At 46.5% G+C, this 7,688-nt stretch carries 6 protein-coding genes; 2 read left to right on the top strand and 4 right to left on the bottom strand.

Annotation, left to right across the window (positions count from 1 at the left end):
- Positions 1 to 158 precede the first annotated feature (158 nt).
- From KO533_RS22045 to zwf, 4 genes are read right to left on the bottom strand one after another with little or no spacing between them, the layout of a single operon-like run.
- Entirely contained in the window at positions 159 to 800 is a 642-nt protein-coding gene (locus KO533_RS22045) for a bifunctional 4-hydroxy-2-oxoglutarate aldolase/2-dehydro-3-deoxy-phosphogluconate aldolase (protein ID WP_028759995.1), read from the bottom strand.
- 20 nt (positions 801 to 820) lie between these two features.
- The gene (edd, locus tag KO533_RS22040; RefSeq protein WP_219256159.1) at positions 821 to 2,647 is read right to left on the bottom strand and encodes a phosphogluconate dehydratase; all 1,827 of its coding nucleotides are present in this window, start codon (positions 2,645 to 2,647) and stop codon (positions 821 to 823) included.
- A gap of 24 nt (positions 2,648 to 2,671) precedes the next feature.
- Entirely contained in the window at positions 2,672 to 3,370 is a 699-nt protein-coding gene (pgl, locus tag KO533_RS22035; RefSeq protein ID WP_106650438.1) for a 6-phosphogluconolactonase, read from the bottom strand.
- A gap of 9 nt (positions 3,371 to 3,379) precedes the next feature.
- On the bottom strand, positions 3,380 to 4,852 hold the full coding sequence (gene zwf / locus KO533_RS22030; RefSeq protein ID WP_028759998.1) for a glucose-6-phosphate dehydrogenase: 1,473 nt from the start codon (positions 4,850 to 4,852) through the stop codon (positions 3,380 to 3,382).
- Between the two features lie 312 nt (positions 4,853 to 5,164).
- Here zwf and KO533_RS22025 point away from each other — a divergent pair, with 312 nt between their 5' ends.
- Positions 5,165 to 6,019 carry a MurR/RpiR family transcriptional regulator gene (locus tag KO533_RS22025; protein WP_006081563.1) on the top strand — a complete coding sequence of 285 codons (855 nt, stop codon included), beginning with the start codon at positions 5,165 to 5,167 and terminating at the stop codon, positions 6,017 to 6,019.
- Positions 6,020 to 6,206: 187 nt separating this feature from the next.
- Positions 6,207 to 7,646, top strand: coding sequence for a pyruvate kinase (gene pyk, locus KO533_RS22020; protein WP_105252459.1), 1,440 nt, complete (start codon positions 6,207 to 6,209; stop codon positions 7,644 to 7,646).
- Positions 7,647 to 7,688 lie beyond the last annotated feature (42 nt).

Raw genomic sequence — 7,688 nt, 5'->3', positions numbered from 1 at the left:
ACGGGCGAGTGCTTCTGAGAGTTGCATAAAAAAATCCGATGACATGAGGTCATCGGATTTTGATCTTTTCAGCGAGATCGTCAAGCGATCTGTCTTAACTGATCGGCATTAAACTTACGGTGGTTTTTATTTTGTCACTATTTCAAGTCAAGCTCGATTTATAAAGCGCCGATGGCATCTTTACAAAGTTGAGTGATACGATCCCAATCGCCGTGTTCCATTGCATCCGTTGGCGCAATCCAGCTACCACCAATACAATCGACGTTTTTCAGCGCTAAATAATCTTTATAGCTGCTTGGCGTAATGCCACCTGTTGGGCAGAAGCGAATATCCGCTAGCGGACCCGAGAAGGCTTTAAGGGCATCGACACCACCCGAGGCTTCGGCTGGGAAGAATTTAAAGTGGGTGTAACCGAGCGCCATCCCCGTCATCACTTCTGAAATGCTCGCAACCCCTGGAATTAAAGGGATTGGACCATGCATACCCGCTTTGAGCAGTTCAACCGTTGCACCTGGGGTAATAATAAACTGCGCGCCAGCGGCAATCGCAAGATCAAGCTGAGCTTCGTTTAGGATAGTCCCTGCGCCCACTAAGGCCTCAGGCACTTCTTTGGCGATTTTAGTGATAGCTTCGAGTGCACAAGGCGTACGCAAAGTCACTTCTAACACGCTAATGCCGCCGGCAACCAGTGCTCGCGCTAATGGCACCGCATGTTCAATCTTGTTAATCACCATAACAGGAACAATAGGGCTGCGTTTAAAAATATCTTGTGGCTGTAGTGACCAGTTATTCTCAAGCATTGCGTCATTCTTCCTTTGTATTAATAAAGTTCATCGATGGCATTAGTACAACGCGCACCAGTTTCTGGACTACTTAGATTTGAACGTAGCGCACTAAATAACTCGCGGCCCATGCCATAGCGTGAGCGATGTAAATCCACTATTCCCGCGGCTCTGGTGGCAAGTTCAGCTTCAGATACAAGCAGGCTCAGTTCGCCTGTTAACGCATCGACACGGATCAAGTCGCCATCTTGGACTTTGGCAATTAAACCGCCATCTAAGGCTTCAGGCGTTAAGTGAATCGCCGCAGGGACTTTGCCCGACGCGCCAGACATACGACCGTCAGTCAGCAGCGCGACTTTAAAACCTTTGTCCTGAAGCGTGCCTAACAATGGCGTTAATTTATGCAGCTCTGGCATACCGTTGGCTTTCGGGCCTTGACCTTTAACCACCACAACACAATCTCTATCCAGAGCACTGGCTTGGAACAAGGCATCGAGTTTGTTTTGATCGTCAATCACCACTGCGGGCGCTTCAACGACACGATGTTGTTCTTGTACTGCTGACACTTTGATCACAGCGCGGCCTAAGTTACCTTTGAGTAATTTTAAGCCACCGTTGCCTTGGAAAGGTGATGCGACTGATGTTAACACTTCAGTATCTAAGCTAGTCGTTGGACCATCGACCCAGCGCAGTTCACCGTCGAGCAACCTTGGCTCTTGGGTATAACGGCGTAAACCAAAGCCCGCAACGGTATTCACATCTTCATGCAATAGACCCGCATCGAGCAATTCTTTGATTAAGTACGCCATGCCACCGGCTGCATGGAAATGATTAATATCGGCATGACCGTTTGGATACACGCGCGCCACTAATGGGACAGCATCGGATAATTCTGAAAAATCATCCCAGTTCACAATAATACCGGCAGCACGAGCCGCGGCGACAATGTGCATCGTCAAGTTAGTAGAACCGCCAGTAGCCAAAAGTGCCACAATGCCGTTAACCACAGATTTTTCGCTGACCACTTCACCGATTGGGGTATATTGAGTCCCCATTTCAGTTAAACGGCACACTTGCTTAGCCGCCATCTTATTTAACGCTTCGCGCAGTGGATCATCAGGATTCACAAAAGATGATCCCGGTAACTGCAGACCCATCACTTCAAGCATTAACTGATTCGAGTTTGCCGTGCCGTAGAAAGTACAGGTTCCTGCACTGTGGTAAGACTGAGCTTCAGCTTCTAATAGCTGTGCACGGTCTACTTTACCTTGGGCAAATTGTTGACGGATACGGGCTTTTTCTTTGTTCGGGATACCTGATTTCATCGGCCCTGCCGGCACGAATAACATAGGTAAGTGACCAAAACTTAAGGCGCCGATAAGTAAACCTGGAACGATTTTATCGCAAATGCCGAGCAGTAAAGCGCCATCGAACATGTTGTGAGACAAGCCCACAGCCGTTGCCATCGCAATCACTTCACGACTCAGTAAGCTCAATTCCATACCAGGTTGACCTTGAGTCACACCATCACACATGGCCGGAACACCGCCCGCCACTTGTGCAACACTGCCGACTTCCTGACAGGCTTTTTTAAGCAATTCAGGATAGCTTTCATAGGGTTGGTGCGCAGATAACATATCGTTAAATGCCGTCACTATGCCGATGTTCGCCTTATTCAATTGACGCAATGCATTTTTGTCGTCTGGATTACAGGCGGCAAAACCATGGGCTAAGTTGCCACAACTCAATGAGCTACGGTGTACACCATGGTTACGGGCATCATTCAATGCGGCGAGATAACCTTCACGTGACGCTTTGCTACGGGCAATAATTCTGTCGGTAACAGCTTGAACTACTGAGTGTATTTCTACTGAGTGCATAGTGACTCCTTAAGCGCTCCAGAACACATCAACGGGCGTTTTACGCTGCGCTAATACGGCTCTGATAGGCATAGCATGGACATCATCACTTTCTAACGCTTGACGATATACGGATAATTTCTGTTCCCCGACCAAGTGCAGGTAGATTTGTCTGCTGTTCAAAATCGCACTCTTAGAGAGCGTAATTCTACCATGGGGCGCTGTGGTGGGGTTCGTCGCCACACACAAGGCTTGGGTTGTGAGCGCATTTTCAAGCTCAGCACTGCAGGGAAACCAAGAGCAGGTATGACCATCGTTACCCATGCCTAACACCACCACATCAAAAGGACGTGGGAAGTTAGACAAGGACTCGGCGGCCATATCGGCGCCGGCTTCTGCGGTCGAAAACATGTTTTTTAAACCGCGGAATTTGGCATTCGCCGCACGGTTTTGTAATAAATGTTCACGCACGAGACGCTCATTAGAAGCATCAGCGTCGGCTTCAACCCAGCGCTCATCGGCAAGCGTGATATAAACATCACTCCAATCGATGGATTTCATGCTCAATAGTTGAAATAACTTAAGCGGCGTCGAACCACCGGAAACCACTAAGCTCGCTTTTCCGCGGGCATCGACGGCTTCCTGCAACTGGCTCGCAATCTTGCTGGCCAATTGCTGTTCTAACGCACTTGGCGTATCGAAAGATTTGAATACGGTTTCTTTAATCATCAAAGTCTCCTACTCGTCCCACGAACGGCCATCTTTGGTAATCAAAGCAACTGACGCAACTGGACCCCAAGTACCCGCAGGATAAGGTTTTGGTTTTTCGTTGCTTTGTTCCCACGATTGGATAATGCCATCCACCCAAGTCCATGCCTGCTCTACTTCGTCGCGGCGCACGAACAGCGCTTGATTACCGAGCATAGCTTCGAGTAATAGACGCTCATAGGCATCGGCGATACGTTCATTTTTAAAGGTATCGGAGAAGCTCAAATCGAGTTTAGTGGTTTGTAGACGTTGTTTTTGCTCCAAACCTGGCACTTTGTTCATCATCTGGATTTCAACCCCTTCATGGGGCTGCAAACGGATTGTCAGCTTGTTCGGTGGCAGATTACGGTAGCTTGAGCGATACAAGTTATGCGGTGGGTTTTTGAAATACACTACAATTTCAGAGCTCTTAAACGGCATACGTTTACCGCTACGTAAATAGAAAGGCACGCCCGCCCAACGCCAGTTGTCGATATCCACACGAATAGCCACGAAGGTTTCTGTGTGTGATTGAAGGTTGGCGCCTTCTTCTTCTAAATAACCCGGGACTGGGCTGCCCTTTAAGAAGCCTGCGCTGTACTGACCGCGTACGGTATTTTCATACACATTGTCTGAATTAATCGGACGCAGTGATTTAAGCACTTTAACTTTTTCATCACGGATGCTGTCAGCATCTAAGTTAACGGGTGGGTCCATGGCAACGAGCGTTAACACTTGCAGCAAATGGTTTTGGATCATGTCACGCATCTGACCCGCTTTGTCGAAGTAACCCCAACGGCCTTCGATGCCCACTTCTTCTGCGACTGTGATCTGGACGTGGTCAATCGTACGGTTGTCCCACTTAGAGGCAAATAAAGAGTTAGCAAAACGCAGTGCAATCAAGTTCTGTACGGTTTCTTTACCTAAGTAATGGTCGATACGGTAAACCTGACGTTCTTTGAAGTAAGCGGAAACTTGGTCATTGATAACGCGAGAAGAGTCTAAATCTGAGCCGATGGGCTTTTCGAGCACCACGCGTGAATCTGGGTGGATAAGATCTTGTTCATGCAAACAACGGCAAATGTCGCCGAATATTGCAGGTGGCGTAGCAAAGTAACTGACCATAACGCGCTCTTCTGGTTTGAGCAGATCATGGAAGGCACTGTAGCCCGCTGAATCGGTAAAGTTAGTGCCTATATAGTGGCAGCGGGACAGGAAACGTTGGAGAGTCTCTTCGCACAAAGGCTCTTTCACGAAGGTGTTTAATGCAAGCGTGACTAATTCGATAAACTCATCTTGAGTAAACTCGTCTTTCGCGACACCGATCACTTTCGTATCTTTATCGAGAAGTTCAGCTTTATCTAGCTGGTATAAAGAAGGTAACAACTTGCGTCGTGCCAAATCGCCTTTTGTACCAAAGAGTACGAAGTCACAAGCTTTGGCGCCTGATGTTGTTTTGCCCATTGCGTTACGATCTCCTTTGTATGTCGTGTCCCTTCATGTCGATGAAGAAATCCACACTTTTGTTGTAATATAACAACAGAATTTGTTAAATGCATCTATTTTTATAAATATTAACATTCTTGCTAACTAGTCACTTGCTGCATAAATCTGATATGCTTTTTGTGCTTAAATTACTGAAGGTAGTAAAGTCTTATTTCAAAATTGTACTGAAAAGTTACTACATAGAGTCTATTAGTGGGCCGCCAGTCTTGATCTGCTCCCACGAAATAAAAATAAATAAAATTACATTCTCAATTTAGCGGACATACGCGTATGAATACCCTAGAAAAGGTTCAAAAAAGCCTCACCCATTTTAGTAAATCAGAACGCAAAGTTGCAGAGGTGATCTTAGCATCACCACAGACAGCTATACATTCTAGCATCGCCACACTGGCTAAGATGGCAGATGTCAGTGAACCTACTGTGAATCGTTTCTGCCGCCGCTTAGATACTAAAGGTTTCCCTGATTTTAAGTTACATCTAGCGCAAAGTCTTGCGAACGGTACACCTTATGTGAGCCGCCACGTTGAAGAAGATGATTCGACTGAGTCTTATACGACAAAAATATTCGAATCTTCAATGGCTTCGCTCGATACCGCACGTCAAAGCCTAGACATTTCAGCCATTAATAAAGCCGTTGATATTCTCACTCAAGCTAAGACTATTTCCTTTTTTGGCCTAGGCGCATCCGCTTCAGTTGCCCATGACGCGCAAAATAAATTCTTCCGCTTTAATGTGCCTGTCATCTGTTTTGACGATGTTCTAATGCAACGCATGAGCTGTATTAACAGTAATGAGGGCGATGTGGTGGTATTGATTTCCCACACTGGCCGTACAAAGTCATTGATTGAAATCGCGCGTTTAGCGAGAGAAAATGGTGCAGCTGTGATTGGTATTACTGCCCGCAACTCGCCTTTGTCAATGGAATGTACACTGCCCGTGACAATGGAAGTGCCAGAAGATACTGACATGTATTTACCTATGGCCTCGCGTTTAGCCCAATTAGTCACTATAGATGTATTGGCAACAGGTTTTACTTTACGTAGAGGCCCACGTTTCCGCGATAATTTGAAACGAGTGAAAGAAGTGTTAAAAGAGTCTCGCATCAATAAAGATCCGATACTGTAACTCACTTCCTTTTCTAAAAATGGCTAGTGTTGATCCTTAACCTAGCCATTTATCGTGCAAATATCAGCGATACCTCACAATTTTCATACATAACTTTAGATCAATTTGATTGTAACTTTACTACAAAATTTGGAATTGCATGGTAATATAGTCCCAAGATTTTTTTTAACTTTAACGGAGTATCCTTATGTTCCGCAGAACCAAAATCGTCACCACTCTAGGTCCCGCTACCGATCGTGATGATAATCTACGCCGCATCATCGCGGCAGGTGCAAACGTTGTACGTCTTAATTTCTCCCACGGTTCCCCCGAAGATCATCTAAAACGAGCAACTCAAGCGCGCGAAATCGCTAAAGAGTTAGGCGTTCATGTGGCCATTCTTGGTGACTTACAAGGCCCTAAAATCCGCGTTTCTACTTTCAAAGACAATAAGAAAGTACAACTCGTATTAGGTCAAGCCTATGTACTTGATGCCGAGTTAGCCAAAGGTGAAGGCGACGAGACCCAAGTGGGTATCGATTACAAGCAATTGCCAGACGATGTGACTGTTGGTGATATCCTGATGTTAGATGATGGCCGTGTTCAATTACGCGTTGAGCGTGTTGAAGGCCGTAAAGTGCATACCACAGTGACTGTGGCAGGCCCTTTATCTAACAACAAAGGTATTAACAAACAAGGCGGCGGACTTTCTGCTGCTGCGCTGACCGAAAAAGACAAGGCTGACATTCTCACTGCAGCAATGATCCAAGTGGATTATTTAGCCGTGTCTTTCCCGCGCAGTGGTGCTGACTTGGACTATGCTCGCGATCTTGCCCGTCAAGCAGGTTGTAATGCGTTGATCGTTGCTAAAGTTGAACGTGCTGAAGCGGTTGCGACCGATGCCGCTATGGATGATGTGATCTTAGCGTCTGACGTTGTTATGGTTGCCCGTGGTGACTTAGGTGTTGAAATTGGTGATGCTGCACTCGTTGCAGTACAAAAGAAGTTAATCGCCCGTTCACGCCAACTGAATAAAGTCGTCATCACTGCCACTCAGATGATGGAATCGATGATTTCAAGCCCAATGCCAACCCGCGCCGAAGTGATGGACGTGGCGAACGCTGTGCTTGATGGTACCGATGCTGTGATGTTATCTGCTGAAACTGCTGCCGGTGACTTCCCAGAAGAAACCGTTAAGGCAATGGCAAACGTGTGTGTTGGCGCTGAATCTCACCCAAGTGTGATTGTGTCTAAGCATAGATTAGATGTGCGTTTCACTTCAGTTGAAGAGACCATTGCGCTATCAACTATGTATGCAGCAAACCACCTAGAAGGCGTTAAGGCGATTATCGCTCTGACTGAATCGGGTGCAACACCACAGTTAATGTCTCGTATCAGTTCTTCACTGCCAATCTTAGGTTTATCACGTCACGCAACAACCTTAGCCAAAATGGCCTTGTACCGCGGCGTGTTGCCAATCTACTTCGATTCAACGATCCACCCAGCCGATGAGCTAGCACAAAAAGCGTTAGAAGCATTAACAGCGGCTGGTTATTTGAATAGCGGTGATATGGTATTAATGACCAAAGGCGATGCAATGGAAACCATCGGCGGCACTAACACCTGTAAAGTGTTGATCGTAGCTTAGGTTGCTTAAGCTTCTTCTAACAACTCAAGCGCGTTAGAAAAA

The sequence above is a fragment of the Shewanella sp. NKUCC05_KAH genome (genome assembly GCF_019345585.1).
GTDB lineage: Bacteria > Pseudomonadota > Gammaproteobacteria > Enterobacterales > Shewanellaceae > Shewanella > Shewanella oncorhynchi.
This window is presented reverse-complemented; position numbering and strand designations above follow the sequence as displayed.